This is a genomic window from Sphaerotilus hippei, from assembly GCF_003201595.1.
Classification (GTDB): Bacteria; Pseudomonadota; Gammaproteobacteria; order Burkholderiales; family Burkholderiaceae_C; genus Sphaerotilus; species Sphaerotilus hippei.
In genome coordinates this window covers 42,264-62,704 of the sequence record NZ_QJJS01000002.1, presented here as the reverse complement: position 1 = coordinate 62,704, position 20,441 = coordinate 42,264, and the positions used below count along the sequence as shown (strand labels likewise).

Genomic DNA, 20,441 nt, shown 5'->3' with positions numbered 1-20,441 from the left:
AGGTAGACACCCCATGAATCAACTATTTTTCTTCGTCGCTGCAGGCCTGTCTTCCACATGTGCAATGGCAGCCCCGCTACTCACCATCGCATGCGAAGTCCCAACCGGCTCACACATCCAGTACGGCTCTCATCCATCAGAACGCGTACAGGCCCAGAACGCAGGCCGACCTGAGCCAACCTCACGCTTGACGGGGCCTGTCCCTGATGGGCTGACATTCCTCCCAACTTTTGTAGTGAACCCGGCTCGCACCAGCGTCAAAGTCACGTGGCATGAAACGCCGGCCGATGTCGCAAACCGAGAGCGAACACTGAGTCTCGGCGTTCCTTACTGTTGCGCACCACCAGCAAGCTCAACGGCAAGGGTAGTCTTGGTCTCTGCCGAACAGATATCAGCAATCGAGGTCACTCCTGGAGCAGGCACATCGCTGTACTCCTTTTTTCCCGACCTTGGCACCGCATTCATGTCGATTCACCAACATGAATCAAGCGGCAAGTCCACACGACAACTGTCGTTGTTCTCTTCTTGCAAGTACACCTGGGCACAGCGATGACCCTGGAACGTGCAGCGGGAGAAGTTCCGGGAGGACATGGCCCACGCGCTGAAACCGCTGACCGGCATGTCGCCCGCGCAACTGGAGGCCTACCAGCGTCGGATGAGCAAGCCGGCCTCGCTGCAGCGGGAGTGCCGGCGCCTGGAGGGCGAGGTCGTGGCACTGAAGGGTGAGGAACGGTCGGGTCGGGGGGATCGGGCTCAGATCGGGATGCGACTGCAGGACGCCCAGCAGAAGTTGCTGTATCTGCGGTGCTGATCGGTGATCGGATTGCTGCTGCGCCCGATCCGGCCTCTCCAGGCGCTGCGCACCTTGAGTCTCCACCCCGCTTGAAGCGGCTCCCCCATCGTTCAGGGCGGGCGATGCATGCCGACCGTCCCTAGCTGAAGCGCCCCGCTGCGGCGCAGGCCAGCAGTTGATCCACCACATGACGCAGCCGGGGGCTCAATTGACCCCGGTGCGGCCAGACGGCGTGGATCTCCACGTCAGGTCCCGCCACATCGGCCAGGACCTCTTGCAGCGCACCTGCGGCGAGTGGTTCGCGCACCATGAAGATGGGCAGCTGCAGCAGGCCCAGTCCGCCCACCGCGGCATCGACCATGGCCTCGCCGTCGCTGAGCTGGTGCGTGGCCGGCGGTGTGCAGGAGCGGGGAGTGCCGCCATCGCGCACGGACCAGACCACCGGAGGCCCGCTGGGGGTTCCGACGATGCAGCGATGTGCCGACACGTCGGCCAGCGTCTGGGGCACTCCGTGGGCCTGCAGGTATCGCGGCGAAGCACAAATGACACGCCGTTGGTGGCTGAGGCGCCGAGCCACCAGGTGGCTGCTGTCCGCCAGCCGGCCAAAGCGGATGGCCAGGTCCACGTCCTCGCGCAGCAGATCGCTGGTCGCATCCGTGAACGTCAGCGTCAGACTGAGGCCGGGATGCGGCCGCACGATGTCCATCAGCGCGGGCAGCAGCACGCGCCGTCCAAACGACACCGGCATGTCGATGTGCAGTCGTCCGCTCAATACCTGGTGGCTGGACGACAGCGCCGTCTGGGCGGCCGTGACCTCATCCAGCGCGGACAGGCAGGCGGCCAGATAGGCCTCTCCGTCGGCGGTCAGGCGCGTCAAGCGCGTGGTTCGATGAAAGAGCTTGAAGCCCAGTCGCGTCTCCAGGCGGGTGATGGCCTTGCCCACGGCCGACTTGGTCAGGCCCAGCTTCTCGCCCGCCTTGGTGAAGGTCGCCATCCGCGCTGCCGTCACGAACACGGCGACGCCGGAAAAGGGGTCATGCTCGTCCAATGTGTCCTCCAGAGATACTTTGTGTCGAAAATCATTCAATTATGTTCTTGAATTTCAACTATACGATGGCAGGACCGTCTCGAACACCCTGCACCCGCAGTGGAGCCGAGATCTCATCCCCCTTGAAGGAGTTACCCATGCCCGTCGTTCGTGTCAGCTGGTTCGAAGGAAAGGACCAGAAGCAAAAGGCCGCTGTGGCCGCCGAGATCACGCAAAGCATCGTCGAGCACACCGGCACCGATCCCGACTACATCTACGTGATCTTTGAAGACGTGAAGGCTTCGGACTGGGCGGGCGCCGGCAAATTGTTCGGAGCAGCCAGCCCGAGTTGAGCCCGGCCGGTCGTGCCCTCCATGCGCTCCATGCGCTCCATGTCGATGCCACGTGGACGGAGCGCTGGTTGGCCTGCAGCCTTCGGACGCGCCCGTGATGCTCGTGACCGTGGGCCACCCGGCGGCTGGCAACCGGCCCCGAAAGCCACGCCAGCCGGTGGCACAGGTGCGGTCCTTCGCCTGAGCAGCGCTCGGCTCGGAGCCTTCCGTCGGCTCACCGGGCAGGAGTGGACTGGCGCTGAAGAGGAAGATGAACTGCGTCCGGCGCCGTCGCGGGGTGCCTTCGAATGGCACCCTTCACGCGTGATCAACGTTGCGGGACGAGGTTCCGGAAGGGATGATCGGCGTGCTGCTGGAGACGCTCGGGCGTCTGGCATCTGGCTCGAGGACGCACGCCATGACCGACCGCTACCAAGTGACTGGCGCCGAGGGTGAGTTTGAACCTGGATCGAATGAACAGGTGCTGCGCAACCGGGTCGGCATCCAGTCACCGGACGACATGGCCGATCTGGAGCTGGGGCTGCTGGCCCAGTTCTACGATGAAGTGCTGTTCGACCGTTTTCCTGATCGGCAGCTCCTGGTGCAGGACCTGAAGAGCTGGCACCACCTCTGGCTGGGCAATGTGTACAGCTGGGCGGGTCAGGAACGTTCGGTCAACATGGTCAAGAGCGGATTCATGTTCGCTGCGGCAGGACAGATCTCCAGGCTGCTCGATGAATTCGAGGTCAGGTACCTGATGCGCCTGGGAACGTCGCAAGCCCGACTACATCGCAGCGATTCACGCCGGACTTTCCGGCCGCTACGGCCCGATGGGCCAGCTGGTCGCCGAGGCCATGGCCGCCAGCGACGGAGACCTCAGCGAGCCAGCTTGATGTGGGCGAAGCGGAGTGAAGGCTGGCGCAGCTTCTGCTCCAGCTGAGCCAGGGCCTGGCCGGTTTCAACGGCCGTCGAGCTGGCCACGGCACGCATCACGGCCTGCGGGCTCGGCTTCTTGCGCTTGGGTTCCGCGGCTTTGAGCATGGTGAGATCCTGCATGTGGAGAGACGACACTTTACCGAAGTTCGAGTCCGCTGGCGGCCCCATCGGGCAGAGGTGCCACGCCATCTCCCGAGCGATTTTCGTGATGGACGGCCCGCACTTGATGGTTGACGCCAGGCTTGCTGCAGTGCAACATAGGGTTACTACTTAATTTGCACTGTCAAGGGCTCCATGCGCCAATTCCATCTCTGTCTGATCGCCGTCGTGGCGAGCGTGTCCTCGTCGGCCGCACTGGCGGCCAGCGCCGAGCCGGCGACCGGGGCGGCGCCGTTCAGCGCCATCGATCCCAACACCTTCATCCTCGGCCACCCGGCCAGCCCGCGCTGGAAGGCGGCGCACAGCGGTGGTGAGCATCCGGCGGTGCTGGTCGCCCGCCGCGCGCTGCAGCCGGCGTCGATCGACACGAACCGGTTCATCGTGCAGCCACCCGCCAGCGTGCGCTGGCTGGCCAGCGGCGAAGCGGTCCAGGCCCAGCCCACGGCGGTGGCCACCCTCGCCCCCTGACGGCGACGGGGCCATCGACGACGGGCTGCCGTGGCGCCACCGCCGGCAGCCGTCATACACTGCCAGCCCCGGACACGCTGGCGTGCCGGGTGACCCGGCCGATCGGAAGCGCCCTGCTCCATGGCCGGCCCGCACCATGACCCGGACGTCGACCGGAAGGCCCCATGAAATCAGATGAAGTCGACGACTTCCTCGGCGCGCTGTGGATGAGCGACGAGCCCCGCTACCAGCTCGTCAAGCGCGTGCGCGAACTGATCCACTCGGTGGATCCGAAGATCTCCGAGGAGGTCAAGTACGGCGGGCTGCTGTATTCGGCCCGCTCGCCGTTCTGCGGCCTGTTCTCCTACGAGCGGCACGTGGCGCTGGAATTCAGCCGCGGCGCGGAGCTGCCCGATCGCCACCAGGTGCTCGAGGGCGAAGGCAAGCTGCGGCGCCACATCAAGATCGACAAGGTCGGCGACCTGTTCAAGAAGAACGTGCGCGAGTATGTGTCGCTGGCCTTCCTGGCCGCTTCGCAGCCGCTGCCGCGCAAGGGCGCTGCCGCCCGCGCGGCGGCTGGCGTGGCCACCCCACCGGTGCCCGCGGGCCCGGACGCGGCCTGAACGATCGATGGCAGGGACGGCGGACATGAAGAAGGTCGCTCTGGTCACCGGCGCCTCGCGCGGGCTGGGCGCCGTCATGGCGGTGGCGCTGGCCGCCGACGGCTGGGCGGTGGCGGTCAACTGCGCGCACGACCTGCTGGGCGCGGCCCGGGTGGTGGCCGACATCCGCGAGGCAGGCGGCGTGGCGACGGTCGCGCCCTTCGATGTCACCGACGCCGAGTCGATCGAGGCGGGCCTGGAGCAGATCCGCGCGGAGATCGGTCCGGTGGACCTGATCGTCAACAACGCGACCGGGCCGCAGCCGGAGATGCCGATCATGGCGCAGTCGTGGCAGGCCTGCCTGGACCAGCTCCACTTCTTCGTCAAGGCGCCCCTGCTGCTGCTGCAGGCGGTGCTGCCCGACTGGCGCCTGCGCCGCAGCGGGCGGGTGATCAACATCGGCTCGGAAGTGGCCGAGCTGGGCAGCCCGGCCTTCGCCCCCTATGCGGCGGCCAAGGGGGCGATGCTGAGCATGACACGCTCCTGGGCCAGCGAGCTCGGTCCCGAGGGCATCACGGTCAACCTGATCGCGCCCGGCTGGGTGCCGGTGGAGCGCCACGCGGGCGCCAGCGAGGCGGCGCTGCAGTCCTACCGGTCGCGGGTGGCGCTGCCGCGCATGGGCCAGCCTCAGGACGTGGCGGCGATGGTGGTCTTCCTGGCCTCGCCGGGGGCGGACTTCATCACCGGCCAGCGGCTGGCGGTCAACGGCGGGCGCACGCTGGGCTGAGCCAGCGGCGTCAGGCGGCCTGCGCCTGCAGGGCCCGGGCGATGCGCTCCAGGTCCAGCATGCGCAGCATGCGCCGGGTCTCGCTGCTGCCGACCTGGACCAGCTGGCGGGTCTGCAGCGCCTGGGTCAGCTCGTCGTGCTGGTGCAGGCCCATGCGGGGCAGTCCAGGCTCCCAGTCGGCGGGCTCGATGGTGCGCAGCGAAGGCACGGCAAAACCGGTCAGCACCTCGTCGGCCTCGACCACCAGCACGCTGACGGCCGAGCAGACCTCGGGTGGTGCCAGGCCGAGCAGGCGGCTCAGGCACATCACCGGGATGGAGCGGCCGCGGTGGGCCAGCAGGCCCAGCAGCGCCCCGCGCAACTCGAAGATGGCCAGCTCGGGCACATAGGGCAGGATCTCCTTGACCTGCTCGAGCGGCGTCGCGGTCTCGCCGCCCAGCGCATAGGTGACCATCGCACGCTGTCCGGTGGCCTGCTGCACGCCGGGCACGAAGGAGCGCACGTCGGCGCTGCTCGAGGCGGTGCTGATCGAGGCCAGCGAGACCAGCTCGGCACACTGGCGCAAGGCGGGTCCGTCGATCAGCAGGTACTGGCTGACGGCGACGCCGTCCCGCTCGACCCGGCCCTCGGGCAGCGCCGTGGTGGGCAGGGCCCCGGCGAACAGGCGGGGCTGCGGCAGGGCGTAGGCGGGCACCTTCATCACGCGGTCGGGCAGGATGCGCACGACGTCGACCACCTCGTCGACCAGGAAGGCCAGCAGGCCGGTGTCGAAGCGCACGACGAAGGCCTGGGCACCGGCCTGCCCGGTGCACGGGCCCAGGCCGAAGAAGGTGATCAGGTCGAGCACCGGGATGTGGCTGCCGGCGTAGTCGATGACGCCCAGACAGTCGCCACGGGCCAGCACCGAGGGCCGGATCTTCGGGTCCGAGACGGTGGCATGCACCGACATCGCGTCGATGGCCAGCGGCACGCGGCCGCAGCGGAACAGCATGACGGGCACGAACTGGTCGTCGATCACCACCTCGGTGCTGTCGGCGACCCGCTGCTGGCGGGCCGGCTCCGGGTCGTCGACCATCGGCACCTGGGGCAGCCGCGCCAGCGCACGGGGCTCGAGCACGTTGACCAGGCTGCGGTCGTCGTTGCGCTGGATGCTGCCGGCGAACACCGCGGCGGTCGGGTCATCGACCTGCACGCGGTGCAGCGTGCCCTCGATGCCAGGGAAGACCCCGCTGACCCCTTCGGCCAGCAGACCGAGGATGCGGCCGTCGTCGACCATCAGCACGACGCAGGGCGCGGCGCAGGGCGGCGCCTCGCGGCCGAGCAGGCGGCGCAGGTCGACCACCGGCACCAGCACGCCGCGCAGGTCGATGCCGCCGATGACGCAGGCCGCCGGACACGGCAGGTCGATCAGCGGGCCGCACGGCACCACCTCGCGCAGCGCGGCCATCGGCAGCGCCAGCTGCATGCCGCCGAGCGTGAAGCCGCCGTAGCCCTCGACGGGGCCGGCACGGGTGGCGTCCGGCGGCGTGCTCATGCCTGCACCGGAGCGCCGGTCAGCGCGTCGATCAGACCGGACACCTCGTTGGCCGTCAGACGCTGGCTCTCGGTGGCCTGGGCGATCTGGGTGACGCTGCTGCCCGTGCGGCCGACGCTGCTGAGGATGCCCTCGAAGCTGCGGGCGGCCTCCTTGCTGACCTCGGCGCCGTGGGTGATCTGCAGCACCGAGTCCTCGATGAGGTGGGCGATCTCGCGGGCAGCCACCGAGCTGCGCTCGGCCAGCTTGCGCACCTCGCCGGCCACGACCGAGAAGCCCACGCCGTGCTGGCCCGCCCGCGCGGCCTCGATGGCCGCGTTGAAGGCCAGCAGATTGGTCTGGTTGGCGATGTCGCCGATGACCCGCACGATCTCGGACACCTTGACCGAACTGGTCTGGATGGCCCCGATCGCGGTGATCGATTTCTGCAGCGACTCCGCGCCCGAGCGGGCCGCCTGCGACGCCTCGTCGGCCATCTCGGCGGCCACGCCGGAGTTGGCGGCGATCTCGGTGATGCTCTGCACCAGGCGGCGCACGCTGACCGCCATCTCCGTGGAGTTGGCGGCGATGCGCTGCTCCAGCATCACCTCGTTGGTGACGTCGTAGGCGTACTTCACCACCTTGACCACCTTCCCGTTGAGGTCGAGGATGGGGTTGTAGGTGGCCTGGATCCAGACGTTGCGGTCGTACTTGCCCACGCGGTGGAAGCGCCCGCTGATGAACTGGCCCTCGGTCAGGCGCAGCCAGAAGTCGCGGTACTCGACGCTCTGGGTGTACTCGGCGGTGCAGAAGGTGCTGTGGTGCTGGCCCTGGATCTCGCGCAGCGTGTAGCCCATCGCGGCCAGGAAGTTGCGGTTGGCGGTGAGCACGTTGCCGTCGAGGTCGAACTCGATGACCGCCTGGCCGAGGTCGATGGCCGCGACCTTGGCCTCGAACTCGGCGTTGCGCAGCCGGGCCTGCGTGATGTCGCTGGCGAACTTGACCACCTTGACGGGTTTGCCAGACGGGTCGAACACCGGGTTGTAGGTGGCCTGGATCCAGACCTCCTTGCCGCCCTTGCCCACCCGTTTGTACTCGGCGGACTCGAACTCGCCCCGGCCCAGTCGTTCCCAGAAACCCTGGTACTCGGACGTCGTGGCGTGTGCGGGCTCGACGAACATGCGGTGGTGACGGCCCTTGACCTCGTCCAGCTGGTAGCCGAGCAGCTGCAGGAAATTGTCGTTGGCACTGAGCACCCGGCCGGTCAGGTCGAACTCGATCACCGCCTGGGCCCGGTCGATGGCGTGCAGCTTGCCTTCGGCGTCCAGCCGCTCGAGCTTGGTGGCGGTGATGTCCTGAGCCAGGACCAGGACCTTGAGCAGCGTGTCGTCCAGTCCCATCACCGGGCTGAGCACGGCGGAGAACCACAGCTCGCGCCCCCCTGATCCCTGACGACGGAATTCACCACTCACGGCCCGGCCGGCACGCAGCTCGCGCCAGTGCTCCAGGTGCGTGGCCGACCCGGCCTCGCCTTCGAACAGCAGCATCGATTCGGGCTGGCCGATCAGCTCCGAGGCGCTGTAGCCCAGCGTGCGCTGCATGCCGTCGTTGAGCGTCAGGATGACTCCGTCGCGGCTCAGCTCGATCACGCAGCTGCTGCTGGAGAGAGCGGCCATGCGCACATCGGTCTCGAGACCGGCCAGCTTGGCCGCGGTGACGTCGGTGGCGAACTTGACCACCTTGACCGGCTGGCCCTCGAGGTCGAGGATGGGGTTGTAGCTGGCCTGGATCCAGAGGCGCTTGCCGTTCTTGCCGAAGCGCAGATACTCGCCGGCATCGAACTCACCCCGGCCGAGCTTCTGCCAGAAAAGCCGGTAGGCCCCGCCGTTCACCTCCTCCTTGTCAATGAAGATGCGGTGATGCTGGCCCTGGACCTCCTCGAGCGTGTAGCCCGTCAGCTGCAGGAAGTTGTCGTTGGCCATCAGGACGTGGCCCGACAGATCGAACTCGATCACGCCCTGCGACCGCGAGATCGCCTCGAGCTTGCACCGGTCCTCGATGGACTTCAGCTTGGCCGCCGTGACATCGCTGGCGAGCATGAGCACCTTGATCGGCTCGCCCTGGTCACCCGCGATCGGCACGTAGCTGGCCCGCAGCCAGACCGGACGCCCCTGGCGGCTGCGACGCTGGAACTCGCCGTCCTGGACCTGGCCAGCCCGCAAGTGGGTCCAGAGCGCCTCCTCCCCCGCGTCATCAGGGCAGAAGAGGCGGTGGGGCTGACCCACGACATCGGACAGCGCATGATCCATGGCCGTCAGAAAACGTTCGTTGGCACTCAGCAAGCGCCCGTCGAGGTCGAATTCAGCCACCAGCTGGCTGCGCATCAGGGCGGTATGCAGGCTGCCCGCACCAGGGGGCATGCCAGCGGGCACATGGACCGAAGGGGCGACATCCGGGGGCGTTGATTTGTTCATGGTGTCCGGCAGTGAGGTGGAACGTGCAGACCGGATGCCGGCGCCGGGTCGCTGACCCGGCAGGCGCGGCGACCCGACGCACCGAACCGATGCGTCATGAACGGTTTTTCGGTCAATGCGCCGTCAGCTTGAGCCCTTCCACCTGGGCAGTTCCCCCAACCCGGCACCGTGCCTCGAACGGCAGGTGCCCGGATCGGCGGCGGCTCAACCGGACTGGACCGCCGTGGCGGGCGCGTGATCGAGGTCGGGACGCCGCCACGGGTCGACGTGGGTCATCAGGTTGAGCACCCGGTGGCGCTGCAGCACGCGGTGGCGGGCCTCGACGGCGATGTCGTGGCCCGCCTCGACGGTGAGGGTCGCGTCGACCTCGATGTGGGCGTCGACCACGATCATGTCGCCCATCTTGCGGGTGCGGATGTCGTGCACGCCGCTGACGCCGGGCGTGCCGGCGAGCGTGGCGCGGATGGCCGCGACCTCCTGCTCGTCGACCGCACGGTCCATCAGGTCGTGCATCGCGTCCCAGCCGAATTCCCAGCCCATCTTGCTGACCATGCAGCCGACGACCAGCGCGGCGATCGGGTCGAGGATGGGGTAGCCCATCAGGTTGCCGATGATGCCGATGCCCACGACCAGCGAGGAGGCGGCATCCGAGCGGGCGTGCCAGGCATTGGCCACCAGCATGCTCGACTTGACCCGCTTGGCCACCGCCAGCATGTAGCGGAACAGCAGCTCCTTGGCCACCAGCGCCCCGCCGGCGACCCACAGCGCCGCCAGCCCGACCGAGGGCACCAGCTCGGGCTGCTGCAGCTTCAGGAAGGCCGACCAGACCATGCCCAGGCCGACGGCCAGCAGCAGGCCGCCCAGCACGAGCGAGGCGGCGGTCTCGAAGCGCTGGTGGCCGTAGGGATGGTCCTCGTCGGCGTCCTTGCTGCTGTGGCGGTTGGCCAGCAGCACGACGAAGTCGGCCACCAGGTCCGACAGCGAGTGGATGCCGTCGGCCACCAGGCCCTGGGAGCGGGCCAGCACCCCGGCCGTGATCTGCAGCACCGTCAGCACCAGGTTGACCAGCACGCTGACCCAGGTGCTGCGGGAGGCCGCCCGGCGGCGCTCGGCGGCGGAGTGGTCGCTGTCTTCGGCTTCGGCGTTCAGATCGGAGAAGTGCATGGTGCGGCGGCGTGCAGTCCGTGAAGCCGACATCCTAGTGGGGTCCGCTGCACAACGGGCGCCGGAAACCGGGCGCCCGCCCGCCGGCGCCTCAGGCGCGCAGCGTGTGCGTCTGGCGCGCCAGCTCGGTGATGCGGGCCCAGTCGCCGTTCTTCACCGCATCAGCCGGCGTCAGCCAGGAGCCGCCACAGACCTTGACGTTGGGCAGCGACAGGAACTGCGGCGCGGTCTCGAGCGTGATGCCGCCGGTGGGACAGAACACCACGTCGTGGAAGGGGCTGGCGAAGGCCTTGAGCAGGTTGACGCCGCCGACCGCGGTGGCCGGGAACAGCTTGAGGAAGCGGTAGCCGTCGGCGTTGGCCATCATCACCTCGCTGGCGGTGGACACGCCCGGCAGCAGCGGCAGGCCGATGTCCAGGCAGGCACGGCCGATCTCGGAGGTGTAGCCCGGGCTGACCGCGAACTGGCAGCCCAGCGCCTGGACGGCCCTGGCGTCATCGACCGAGCGCACGGTGCCGGCGCCGACGATGGCCTCGGGCACCTCGGCGATCATCGCCTCGATGCACTTCAGCGCCGCGGGCGTGCGCAGCGTGACCTCGAGCACCTTGACGCCGCCGGCCACCAGGGCACGGGCGAGCGGGACGGCGTCCTCGACGCGGTCGAGCACGATGACGGGAATGACGGGGCCGTGGGCAATCAGATCGAGGGTGTTCATGGTCGGTGGGTCCGGGTTCGGTAGCGGAAAGGGAGAGGCCGGCTTCAGAGCCAGGTGATCGCGCCTTCTTCGGCGGTCAGCGCGTGGCGGCGCATGCCGCCGAACAGTTCGCGGCCCAGGCCGTGGCCGGCATCGTCGGCCAGCTCGGCCGAGCGCTCGCCCGGTGCACGGGCGGCCCATTCGTCGGCGGCGACCAGGGCCTCCAGCGTGCCGGCCACCGCGTCCAGGCGGATCAGGTCACCGTCACGCACCTTGCCCAGCGGCCCGCCGGCCAGCACTTCGGGGCTGACGTGGATGGCGGCCGGCACCTTGCCCGACGCCCCGCTCATGCGGCCGTCGGTCACCAGCGCGACCCGGAAGCCCTTGTCCTGCAGCACCGCCAGCGGCGGCGTCAGCTTGTGCAGCTCGGGCATGCCGTTGGCCTTGGGGCCCTGGAAGCGCACGACGGCGACGAAGTCGCGCTCGAGCCGGCCCGCCTTGAAGGCCTGCTGCAGCTGCTCCTGGCTGTCGAAGACGATGGCGGGCGCCTCGACGACGTGGCGCTCGACCGGCACCGCGCTGGCCTTGATGACCGCCCGGCCCAGGTTGCCGGTCAGCAGCTTCAGGCCGCCCTGCTCGCTGAACGGCGCGGCCGCGGTGCGCACGACACTGTCGTCGATCGGCTCGGCCGGCAGCGCCGTCCAGGTCAGGCTGCCGTCGGCCTGCTGCGACGGCACCGTGCCGTAGGCGGCCATGCCGCCGTCGGCCACGGTCAGCACGTCGCCGTGCACGCAGCCGGCGTCGAGCAGCTCACGCAGCACGAAGCCCGGGCCGCCGGCGGCCTGGAACTGGTTCACGTCGGCCTTGCCGTTCGGATAGACGCGCGACAGCAGCGGCACGCAGTCCGACAGCTCCGAGAAGTCGGTCCAGTCGATCAGGATGCCGGCCGAGCGCGCCACCGCGACCCAGTGGATCAGGTGGTTGGTGGAGCCGCCGGTGGCCAGCAGCGCGACCATCGCGTTGACGATGCAGCGCTCGTCGACCAGCTCGCCGATCGGCGTGTAGCGCTCTCCGCCGGCGCGCAGGCGCAGCGCCGTGCGCACGGCCTCGCGGGTCAGCGCCTCGCGCAGGCCTTCGTGCGGGTGGATGAAGGCGGCGCCGGGCACGTGCAGGCCCATGGCCTCCAGCAGCATCTGGTTGGAGTTGGCCGTGCCGTAGAAGGTGCAGGTGCCCGCGCCGTGGTAGGCGGCCGACTCGGCCCGCAGCAGCTCGTCGCGGCCGACCAGGCCCTGGGCAAACTGCTCGCGCACCTTCGACTTCTCGGTGTTGGACAGGCCGCTGCCCATCGGGCCGGCCGGCACGAACACGCACGGCAGGTGCCCGAAATGCAGCGCGCCGATCAGCAGGCCGGGCACGATCTTGTCGCACACGCCCAGCAGCAGGGCGGCGTCGAAGACGTCATGGGTCAGGCCCACGGCGGTGGCCATCGCGATGGTGTCGCGCGAGAACAGGCTGAGCTCCATGCCCGGCAGGCCCTGGGTCACGCCGTCGCACATCGCCGGCACGCCGCCGGCGACCTGCACGGTGGCGCCCTGGCGGTGCGCCTCGTCGCGGATCAGGGCCGGATAGGCCTCGTAGGGCTGGTGGGCCGACAGCATGTCGTTGTAGGCGGTGATGACCGCCAGGTTCGGCGCCTTCTCGGCCACGACGCGGAACTTGTCCGATCCCGGCAGCGCGGCAAAGGCGTGCGCCACATTGGCACAGCCCATGCGTTCGACGCCCCTCGGACGGCCGGCCGCCGCACGCACCCGGCGCAGGTAGTCGTCGCGTCCGGGCTGGCTGCGCTCACGGATGCGGGCGGTGATGTCGGCGATCTGGGTTTTCATGGCAGCGGGCTCGGCTGCCGGAGCAGCCTGATGTTGAAACCGATGCCTCGATTAGAACGAAACAAAGTTACAGCGTCAATCGCCTTTCCCCTCTGCGCAGCGGGTCGGGCGGGCACAAAAAAACCGCCCGGGCCACAAGGCCTCGGGCGGTCGATGCACGTCAGCCCGCCCTCGGCGGGAGCGCGCGTCAGGGCGCGTCGATCAGGCGGATCTCGACGCGGCGGGCAGCGGCCGCATCGGCGCCACCGTCGGTCACTTCCGGCTTGCGCAGCAGCACGCGGTCGGCGGCGATGCCACGGGCGACCAGCGCCGTGCGCACGGCCTTGGCCCGCTGCTTGGCCAGTTCGGCGTTCATCGCCGGGTCGCCGGTCGAGTCGTGGTAACCCGACAGCAGCACCTTCTTGGCCGCGTCGGCCTGCAGGGCGGTGACGGCGGCATCGAGCACGGTGGCGGACTCGGGCAGGATGTCGGCCGAGCCCGACGGGAAGAAGGTGGTGGCCAGGGCCTCTCCGGTGGTCACGATGTCGACCAGCACGTCGGCGGCGGCTTCAGCCGGTGCGGACGCCGCCATCCCGGTCGTCGGTGCGGCCGACTGGCCCGTGGTGCGCATCACGGCGTAGCCGATCACGCCGATCAGCAGCACCGCCACCGTCGTGAACACCACCCAGAGCCCCACCTTGCGGCTGTCGTCGCGGTCATCATCACTCATCGTTTCCTCCAGTTGTCGTGAAAAGATGCGCGCAGTGTAGTGGCCCCGCCGGGGCACAACCATGGCAAACCCTTGCGCAGACGCAACAGGCCGGACGGATCGCAGCCTTCTGGCGACACTGGAACCCGTGATGCACGAACCGACGCTCAGCCCCGAGCAGCACCTCCACCGCCAGCACCTGTTCAGGCAGGTCCAGGCCGAAGCCGCGCGGCAGCCGCGGCTCTGGGTGTTCGCCTACGCCTCGCTGCTGTGGCGCCCGGAGTTCGTGTCCGACGAGGCGCGCCCGGCCCGGGTCTGGGGCTACCACCGCACGCTGAGCATGCGCTCGAACATCAACCGGGGCAGCCCGCAGCGCCCCGGGCTGGTCTATGCGCTGATGCGCGGCGGCTCGTGCCGGGGACAGGTCCAGGCCGTGCCGCCGCACCGGCGTGACGAGACGCTGCAGGCGCTGTGGACCCGCGAGATGCCCACCGGCGTCTACCAGCCCCGCTGGCTGACCTGCCAGACGGCCCGGGGCGCGGTGCGGGCGCTGACCTTCACGCTGCCGCAGCACAGCCCACACCACACCGGCCCCCTGTCCGACGAGGCGCTGGTCGAGGTGTTCCGCCATGCCGAGGGGCGCTACGGGCGCTGCATCGACTACCTGCGCCTGACGGCCGAACGGCTGCGGGAGCTGCAGATCCACGATGCGCAGACCGAGCGCCTGATGCGCCTGGTCCGCCATCACGGGCTGGCCTGAGCGTCAGGACCGGTCGGCGGACCAGCGCTGGCGGGCCTGCTCCAGGTCGTCGCGGGTGTCGACGTCGAGCAGCACGCCAGGGTCGTCGATCTCGAGGCTGTAGGTCGGATAACGCGCCAGCAGGCGGCGCGCGCCTTCGTCGCCCTTCAGCGAGACCAGCTCGGAATACAGCTCCGACGAGAAGCCCACCGGATGACCGCGGCGCCCGCGGTGCTGGGCGTGCACGATCACGTGCTGCCGCATCGCCTGCGCGATGCGCTGGAAGGTGGCCGGACGCACCATCGGCATGTCCGCGGGCATGACCATCCAGCCGCTGGCCTGGGAGCGCGCGGCCACCCCCGCCGCGATGGAATAACCCATGCCGAGCGGCTCGTCGCCGCTGCCCACCGCCGGCACCAGCACGACGTCACGCGCGGCCACGACCCCCTGCGCCAGCGACGCCAGCGGGGCGGTGGTCACCACCACCATCGGCAGGCCGGCCGCCAGGATGCGGTGCAGCGTGGTCGCCAGCACCGTCGACGGACCGAAGGGCTGGGCCAGCTTGTGGCCGTCGCCGTCGAAACGGGCGCCACGACCGCCCGCCACGACCACCACCACGGGCCCTGGAGCAGCCGTGTTCATGCCCGACCGCCGCGCGGCCATCCGGCCCTGCCACCGCAGGACACGGCCCCTCGATCGATCAGGCACTCACGCTGTTTCACCCACACCCTCCCGGATCGGCGCTCGAGTCGAGCGCCATGCCCCGATGGAACCGCACAAGCGCCGCTCGCGAAAGTGGTGCGTTCACCTACGCACAAGCACCGCTCGACGGCGGGCGACGGACGCGCAATCCCGCAGAGCGTTCCTATACTGCACACATGAAGAACATCGCCGATCTGCGCAAGAGTTATGAAGCGGGCGAACTGGACGAGCACCAGAGCGCCAGCGAACCCCTGACCCAGTTCGAGGGCTGGCTCGATGCCGCCCTGAAGGCCGGACTGCCCGAGCCCAACGCGATGACGGTGGCCACCGTCGGGGCCGACGGCCGGCCGTCGACGCGCATCGTGCTGATCAAGGGCTGCGACGCCCGCGGCATCGTCTGGTACACCAACTACGACAGCCGCAAGGGCCGAGAGCTGGCCGGCCACCCATGGGCCGCGCTGCAGTTCCACTGGGTCGAGCACGAACGGGTGGTGCGCATCGAAGGCCGGGTCGAGCGCACCGCGGCCGAGGAGTCGGACGCCTACTTCGCCTCGCGGCCGCTGGACTCGCGCCTGGGCGCCTGGGCCTCGCCGCAGAGCCAGGTGATCAGCTCGCGGGCGGTGCTGGTGGGCCATGCGGCCCGGGCCGCCGTGCAGCACGGCCTGAACCCGCCGCGCCCGCCGCAATGGGGCGGCTTCCGGCTGGTGCCCGATCGCTGGGAGTTCTGGCAGGGCCGCCCGTCGCGGCTGCACGACCGGCTGGTCTACCGCCTCGAGGCCGGGCGATGGATCAAGGAACGGCTGGCGCCCTGAGCACCCGGGGCACGGCACTCAGCCGTGCCGCCGCAGCCGGGCGAAGGTGTGGCGGAACTTGGCCACCTTGGGCGCGACCACCCAGGCGCAGTAGCCCTGCTCCGGGTGCTGCTCGAAATAGCGCTGGTGATAGGCCTCGGCCGGCCAGTAGTTCTGCTCCGAGCGGACCTCGGTGACCACCGGGTCGGGCCACAGCGCCCGGGCCTCGTCCAGCACGGCCTCGATCACCTCGAGCTGCGACGGATCGTTCCAGTAGATGCCGGAGCGGTACTGGGTGCCCGCATCGTTGCCCTGGCGGTTCAGCGTGGTCGGGTCGTGCACCACGAAGAAGACCTGCAGCAGCTCGCGCAGGCTGACCCTCGACGGGTCGAAGCTCACCCGCACCACCTCGGCATGGCCGGTGCGCCCGGAGCAGACCTGCTCGTAGGTCGGATGGGGGAGCGGCCCGTTGCAGTAGCCGCTCTGCACCGCCAGCACCCCCTCGACGTCGAGGTAGACCGCCTCGGTGCACCAGAAGCAGCCGCCGCCGAGCGTGATGGTCTCGGTCGCGGGCAGGGTCGGGGAGGCATCGGCGGGCTGATTCATGGCGGGATCCGGTCGGGGCGTGCGAGGCATTATTCGGCAGAATGCGCCGCGCCGCCGTCCGGCCCCGACAAGCCCCCGCATGAACAGCCTCTACGCCCTCAAGCCCTTCATCACCGCCCTGCTGATGCCGCCGACCAGCCTGCTGCTGATGCTGGGCGCCTGCCTGGCCTGGCGGCGAACGACGCGCTGGACCCGTCCGGTGGCCGCCGCGCTGCTGGTGCTGCTGTGGCTCAGCGCCTGCCAGGGCAGCGGACGCTGGCTGGTGCGCGACGTGCTGAGGCCGCCCGCCGCGCTCGACCGCCCCGCGCTGGCCGCCCTCGCGGCCGGACCGGACGGCCCCTCCACCGCGGTGATCGTGCTGGGCGCCGGACGCTACGGCGCCGCGCCGGAATTCCTCGACCAGCCCGACCTGACGCCCAACGGCCTGGCCCGGCTGCGCTACGGCATGTGGCTGTCGCGCCAGCTGCAGCAGCCGCTGGGCTACAGCGGCGGGGTCGGCTGGGCGCAGAAGGACGGCCCGAGCGAAGCCGACGCCGCCGCACGCATCGTGCGGGACGAATGGGGCGGCACGCTGCGCTGGGCCGAAGGCCGCTCGCGCGACACGCGCGAGAACGCCGACTTCAGCGTGCCGCTGCTGCGGGCCGACGGCGTGCGCCGCATCGTGCTGGTCACGCACGCCTGGCACATGCCCCGGGCACTGGCGCACTTCCGCCGCGCCGCCGGCAGCGGGATCGAGGTGGTCGCCGCGCCGTTCGGCTTTCCGGGCGAGGACGAGCGTTCGCTGCTGGACTGGATCCCGAGCACCAGCGGGGTGCTGACGGTGCAGTGGGTGGTGCGCGAGCTGCTGGGGCGGGCCGCGGGGGCCTGAAACTGAAAACCCGCTCGGAACGGCTGTTCGCGAGCGGGTCCGGTGGATCAATGACCACCTGCGGCCACCAGAGGTATCAGGTCCGGTGAACCCTCCGCGCAGAGACTGCGCGGTCTGTAGGCCTGTTCAGTGAACAGGTGCCCCCACGTTAAGCGTTGCCGTGCGCCCGTGCAAGATCAGGGCTTCAATCGTGCGCGCGGACACCATCGTCAGCGCGATATTGACACCGCACTGCAACATCACTTCGCCACCGGAGCGGGCCGGCCGGCGGTCAGCTCGGCCCACAGCTTCTCCATGCGTGCGTCGACCTCGCGGTCCATCGTGATCGGACGCCCCCACTCGCGGCTGGTCTCGCCCGGCCACTTGTTGGTCGCATCCAGCCCCATCTTGCCGCCCAGGCCCGACACCGGCGAGGCGAAGTCGAGGTAGTCGATCGGGGTCTGCTCGACCAGCGTGGTGTCGCGCACCGGATCCATGCGGGTGGTGATGGCCCAGATCACCTCCTGCCAGGAGCGGGTGTCGACGTCATCGTCCACCACGACGATGAACTTGGTGTACATGAACTGGCGCAGGAAGCTCCAGATGCCGAACATCAGCCGCTTGGCGTGGCCCGGGTAGGCCTTGCGGATGCTGACCACCGCCATGCGGTAGCTGCAGCCCTCGGGCGGCAGGTAGAAGTCGACGATCTCCGGAAACTGCTTGCGCAGGATGGGCACGAACACCTCGTTGAGCGCCACCCCCAGCACGGCGGGCTCGTCGGGCGGCTTGCCGGTGTAGGTCGAGTGGTAGATCGGGTCGGGCCGCATCGTGATGCGCTCGATCTCGAAGACCGGGAACCAGTCCTGCTCGTTGTAGTAGCCGGTGTGGTCGCCGTAGGGGCCTTCGAGCGCATGCAGGTAGCCGCCCCGCTCCTTCAGGGGAACGCCGTGCGCGGACACGCCTTCGTAGCCGGGTTCGGCCACCGGGATGTGGCCCTCGAGCACGATTTCGGCGCTGGCGGGCACCTGCAGCTTCAGCTCGCCCTCGCCCACGCCGCTGTCGGCCACCTCGGTGCGCCCCCCGCGCAGCAGGCCGGCGAACTGGTACTCCGACAGGCTGTCGGGCACCGGCGTGACCGCGCCCAGGATGGTGGCCGGATCGGCGCCCAGCGCCACCACGATCGGGAACGGCCGGCCCGGGCGGGCCAGCGCGAAGTCGCGGAAGTCGAGCGCGCCGCCGCGGTGGGCCAGCCAGCGCATGATGGTCTGGCGCGGCCCGATCACCTGCTGGCGGTAGATGCCCAGGTTCTGGCGCAGGCGCGCCCGCGGCCCGCCCTGGGGCCCGCGGGTGACGACCAGGCCCCAGGTGATCAGCGGCGCGGCATCGCCGGGCCAGCAGTGCTGCACCGGCAGGCGCCCCAGGTCGACCTCGGCGCCCTCCAGCACGACCTGCTGGCAGTCCGGCCGCCGCACCAGCGCGGGTTTCATGTCCCACACCGTCTTGGCCATCTGCAGCAGTCGGCCGGCGTCCTTCAGGCCGCGCGGCGGCTCGGGCTCCTTCAGCCGGGCCAGCAGCTCGCCGATGTCGCGCAGGGCCGAGACGTCCTCGGCCCCCATGCCCAGCGCGACCCGCTCGGGGGTGCCGAACAGGTTGGTCAGTGCCGGCATGCCCACGGACGCACCTTGACGGTGCGGATCGGAGAACAGCAGCGCGGGCCCGCCGGCACGCAGCGCACGGTCGGACAGGCTGGTCATCTCCAGCTCGGTGGACACCGGCTGCGCCACGGTCAGCAGCTGGCCACGCCGCTCCAGCATGGCCATGAAGTCACGAAGGTCGCGATACTTAATCATGAAAAGGCATAAGAAAACCAGTCTTTATTATTGACTAGTTATTAGGAAGACTTCTAGAATCCGGCAACTTCAGTACCACAGGCCAGCGGCGTTTTTTCGCCCAGTCGTCAAGCCGCCTGTTCCGCCCCTGTCACGTGTGCAGCTATGCACGCTTTTTGCACTTCCCAGGTGCATGTCGACAGGGATTATCAGGGTGCCGATCCTACGGGGTCCCAGAGCACCCGAGCAGATGAACCGAAGGAGTGTCATGTCTGCCATCCAGTCGTGGTCGCATGTGCGATCGGCCGTTTCCCGTTCGTCACGCGTTTTTATCACCGATGTGGGCCACGGATTGCTCGCTGTCAGCCACAACTCCCTGGCCCTGATCGGCCTGGGCGTGCTGGGTGCCAGCCTGCTGCTGGGCGGACGGGCCGACCTGCGTTCTTCGCTCGAGGCGCAGGCCCTGGACTGGCTGCTCGAGCGCCATGAAGCCCGCATCGACGTCGACACCGACCTGCTCGCCCCCGGCGACGCCTCGGCCGTGGACCGGGCCACGGCGACCGACCCGGCCGAGCTCAACCGCCAGCAGGCCGCGGTCGCCCAGTGGCTGGCGCGGCGCTACCGCGTCGCCCCGGAGCCGGTGAGCCGGCTGGTGCAGGAGGCCTGGTCGCTCGGCCAGCGGGTGGGCCTGGAGCCCACGCTGATCCTGGCCATCGTGGCCATCGAGTCCAGCTTCAACCCCTTCGCGCAGAGCGCGGTCGGCGCGCAGGGCCTGATGCAGGTGATGACCCGGGTGCACGACGACAAGTACCTCGCCTTCGGCGGCAACCATGCGGCCTTCGACCCGCTGACCAATCTGCGCGTCGGTGTGCAGGTGCTCAAGGACTGCATCGCCAAGGCCGGCTCGGTCGAAGGCGGCCTGCGCCACTACGTCGGCGCGGCCAACCTGGTCGATGACGGCGGTTATGCCTTCAAGGTGCTCAGCGAGCAGGGTTTCCTGCAGCAGCTGCTGCGCGGACGCTCCGTGCCGGTGACCGCACGCATGCCGGTGCCCCAGACCGCGCCGAAGATCGACGGCGGTGATGCCGCCTCGGCCCCTTCCACGGCCCGCAGCACGCCGGCCGAAGAAGCCCCCCACGACCGCCAAGCGCCGTCGCCGGTGTCGACCGCCCGCATCGCGCTGGCGCGCTGACCCGCAGGCGCGTCAGCGCCTGCCTTCCGCTACACTCGCGTCGTCGTGCGACTGGCGTTCAAGGGCTCCGCAACGGAGTCCGTGGTGGGCAACCACCGTGGAGCACGACCTGCTGCGGGCAACAGCCGGCAGCGGTGTTTCGCCGTGCGCCTGGGCAGCCCTGACATCGATGGCCGGTCACCGATCGCGGCCGGCCGATCCGTGCAGGGACCAGCAATCACCGACAGGACGAC

Annotated in this window: 21 protein-coding genes and 1 riboswitch; of the genes, 10 read left to right on the top strand and 11 right to left on the bottom strand. The window is 69.6% G+C overall.

Annotated features, from left to right (window positions below; translation table 11 throughout):
- Positions 1-589: 589 nt before the first annotated feature.
- Complete coding sequence (locus C7444_RS02300) at positions 590-811, top strand: hypothetical protein (protein ID WP_146219329.1); 222 nt, start codon at positions 590-592, stop codon at positions 809-811.
- A gap of 121 nt (positions 812-932) precedes the next feature.
- Here C7444_RS02300 and C7444_RS02295 read toward each other — a convergent pair whose 3' ends face one another.
- Complete coding sequence (locus C7444_RS02295) at positions 933-1,841, bottom strand: LysR family transcriptional regulator (RefSeq protein WP_110399228.1); 909 nt, start codon at positions 1,839-1,841, stop codon at positions 933-935.
- 137 nt (positions 1,842-1,978) lie between these two features.
- On the opposite strand from C7444_RS02295, the gene C7444_RS02290 reads away from it, so the two are divergent.
- Together C7444_RS02290 and C7444_RS02280 are read left to right on the top strand one after the other, a co-directional pair.
- Positions 1,979-2,173, top strand: coding sequence for a tautomerase family protein (locus C7444_RS02290; RefSeq protein ID WP_110399227.1), 195 nt, complete (start codon positions 1,979-1,981; stop codon positions 2,171-2,173).
- A 397-nt stretch (positions 2,174-2,570) separates the two neighbouring features.
- On the top strand, positions 2,571-3,092 hold the full coding sequence (locus C7444_RS02280) for a hypothetical protein (protein WP_211317466.1): 522 nt from the start codon (positions 2,571-2,573) through the stop codon (positions 3,090-3,092).
- On the opposite strand, the gene C7444_RS20155 is transcribed toward C7444_RS02280, so the two are convergent.
- Complete coding sequence (locus C7444_RS20155; protein ID WP_170130602.1) at positions 3,029-3,193, bottom strand: hypothetical protein; 165 nt, start codon at positions 3,191-3,193, stop codon at positions 3,029-3,031. The genes C7444_RS02280 and C7444_RS20155 overlap by 64 nt on opposite strands.
- Before the next feature lie 189 nt (positions 3,194-3,382).
- On the opposite strand from C7444_RS20155, the gene C7444_RS02270 reads away from it, so the two are divergent.
- The 3 genes from C7444_RS02270 (at position 3,383) to C7444_RS02260 (ending at position 5,083) form a co-directional block, all read left to right on the top strand.
- Positions 3,383-3,715 carry a hypothetical protein gene (locus C7444_RS02270; RefSeq protein WP_146219328.1) on the top strand — a complete coding sequence of 111 codons (333 nt, stop codon included), beginning with the start codon at positions 3,383-3,385 and terminating at the stop codon, positions 3,713-3,715.
- A 164-nt stretch (positions 3,716-3,879) separates the two neighbouring features.
- A complete protein-coding gene (locus tag C7444_RS02265; protein ID WP_110399224.1) occupies positions 3,880-4,317 on the top strand; it encodes a DUF1801 domain-containing protein in 438 nt (145 codons plus the stop codon).
- Positions 4,318-4,342: 25 nt separating this feature from the next.
- Positions 4,343-5,083, top strand: coding sequence for an SDR family oxidoreductase (locus C7444_RS02260; protein ID WP_110399223.1), 741 nt, complete (start codon positions 4,343-4,345; stop codon positions 5,081-5,083).
- Positions 5,084-5,093: 10 nt separating this feature from the next.
- Here the strand turns inward: C7444_RS02260 and C7444_RS02255 are convergent, their stop codons facing one another.
- The 6 genes from C7444_RS02255 to C7444_RS02230 all read right to left on the bottom strand — a co-directional run bounded on the left by C7444_RS02255 (position 5,094) and on the right by C7444_RS02230 (position 13,523).
- Positions 5,094-6,617 (bottom strand): chemotaxis protein CheW, encoded by a 1,524-nt coding sequence (locus tag C7444_RS02255; protein ID WP_110399222.1) that lies wholly within the window; start codon positions 6,615-6,617, stop codon positions 5,094-5,096.
- Positions 6,614-9,016 carry a methyl-accepting chemotaxis protein gene (locus tag C7444_RS02250; protein WP_245909369.1) on the bottom strand — a complete coding sequence of 801 codons (2,403 nt, stop codon included), beginning with the start codon at positions 9,014-9,016 and terminating at the stop codon, positions 6,614-6,616. The genes C7444_RS02255 and C7444_RS02250 overlap by 4 nt, the downstream gene beginning before the upstream one ends.
- Positions 9,017-9,274: 258 nt before the next feature.
- Entirely contained in the window at positions 9,275-10,234 is a 960-nt protein-coding gene (locus C7444_RS02245; protein ID WP_110399220.1) for a cation diffusion facilitator family transporter, read from the bottom strand.
- Between the two features lie 91 nt (positions 10,235-10,325).
- On the bottom strand, positions 10,326-10,949 hold the full coding sequence (gene eda / locus C7444_RS02240) for a bifunctional 4-hydroxy-2-oxoglutarate aldolase/2-dehydro-3-deoxy-phosphogluconate aldolase (RefSeq protein WP_110399219.1): 624 nt from the start codon (positions 10,947-10,949) through the stop codon (positions 10,326-10,328).
- Positions 10,950-10,993: 44 nt separating this feature from the next.
- Positions 10,994-12,814, bottom strand: a complete 1,821-nt coding sequence (edd, locus tag C7444_RS02235) for a phosphogluconate dehydratase (protein ID WP_110399218.1) — start codon at positions 12,812-12,814, stop codon at positions 10,994-10,996.
- A gap of 187 nt (positions 12,815-13,001) precedes the next feature.
- Positions 13,002-13,523: an OmpA family protein gene (locus C7444_RS02230; RefSeq protein WP_170130601.1), complete on the bottom strand. Its 522-nt coding sequence runs from the start codon at positions 13,521-13,523 to the stop codon at positions 13,002-13,004.
- A 130-nt stretch (positions 13,524-13,653) separates the two neighbouring features.
- On the opposite strand from C7444_RS02230, the gene C7444_RS02225 reads away from it, so the two are divergent.
- Positions 13,654-14,262 (top strand): gamma-glutamylcyclotransferase, encoded by a 609-nt coding sequence (locus tag C7444_RS02225; protein WP_170130600.1) that lies wholly within the window; start codon positions 13,654-13,656, stop codon positions 14,260-14,262.
- A 3-nt stretch (positions 14,263-14,265) separates the two neighbouring features.
- Here the strand turns inward: C7444_RS02225 and C7444_RS02220 are convergent, their stop codons facing one another.
- Complete coding sequence (locus C7444_RS02220) at positions 14,266-14,883, bottom strand: nucleotidyltransferase family protein (RefSeq protein WP_110399215.1); 618 nt, start codon at positions 14,881-14,883, stop codon at positions 14,266-14,268.
- A 236-nt stretch (positions 14,884-15,119) separates the two neighbouring features.
- Between C7444_RS02220 and pdxH the strand changes: the two genes are divergently transcribed.
- Complete coding sequence (gene pdxH, locus C7444_RS02215; RefSeq protein WP_110399214.1) at positions 15,120-15,755, top strand: pyridoxamine 5'-phosphate oxidase; 636 nt, start codon at positions 15,120-15,122, stop codon at positions 15,753-15,755.
- Positions 15,756-15,773: 18 nt separating this feature from the next.
- Here the strand turns inward: pdxH and msrA are convergent, their stop codons facing one another.
- Positions 15,774-16,340 carry a peptide-methionine (S)-S-oxide reductase MsrA gene (gene msrA, locus C7444_RS02210; RefSeq protein ID WP_110399213.1) on the bottom strand — a complete coding sequence of 189 codons (567 nt, stop codon included), beginning with the start codon at positions 16,338-16,340 and terminating at the stop codon, positions 15,774-15,776.
- 79 nt (positions 16,341-16,419) lie between these two features.
- On the opposite strand from msrA, the gene C7444_RS02205 reads away from it, so the two are divergent.
- Complete coding sequence (locus tag C7444_RS02205; protein WP_170130599.1) at positions 16,420-17,208, top strand: YdcF family protein; 789 nt, start codon at positions 16,420-16,422, stop codon at positions 17,206-17,208.
- A 239-nt stretch (positions 17,209-17,447) separates the two neighbouring features.
- Here the strand turns inward: C7444_RS02205 and C7444_RS02200 are convergent, their stop codons facing one another.
- Positions 17,448-19,034 carry a UbiD family decarboxylase gene (locus tag C7444_RS02200; protein ID WP_146219341.1) on the bottom strand — a complete coding sequence of 529 codons (1,587 nt, stop codon included), beginning with the start codon at positions 19,032-19,034 and terminating at the stop codon, positions 17,448-17,450.
- Positions 19,035-19,284: 250 nt separating this feature from the next.
- Between C7444_RS02200 and C7444_RS02195 the strand changes: the two genes are divergently transcribed.
- Positions 19,285-20,208 (top strand): lytic transglycosylase domain-containing protein, encoded by a 924-nt coding sequence (locus C7444_RS02195; protein ID WP_110399210.1) that lies wholly within the window; start codon positions 19,285-19,287, stop codon positions 20,206-20,208.
- 37 nt (positions 20,209-20,245) lie between these two features.
- A riboswitch (ZMP/ZTP riboswitch) is annotated at positions 20,246-20,371 on the top strand.
- Positions 20,372-20,441 lie beyond the last annotated feature (70 nt).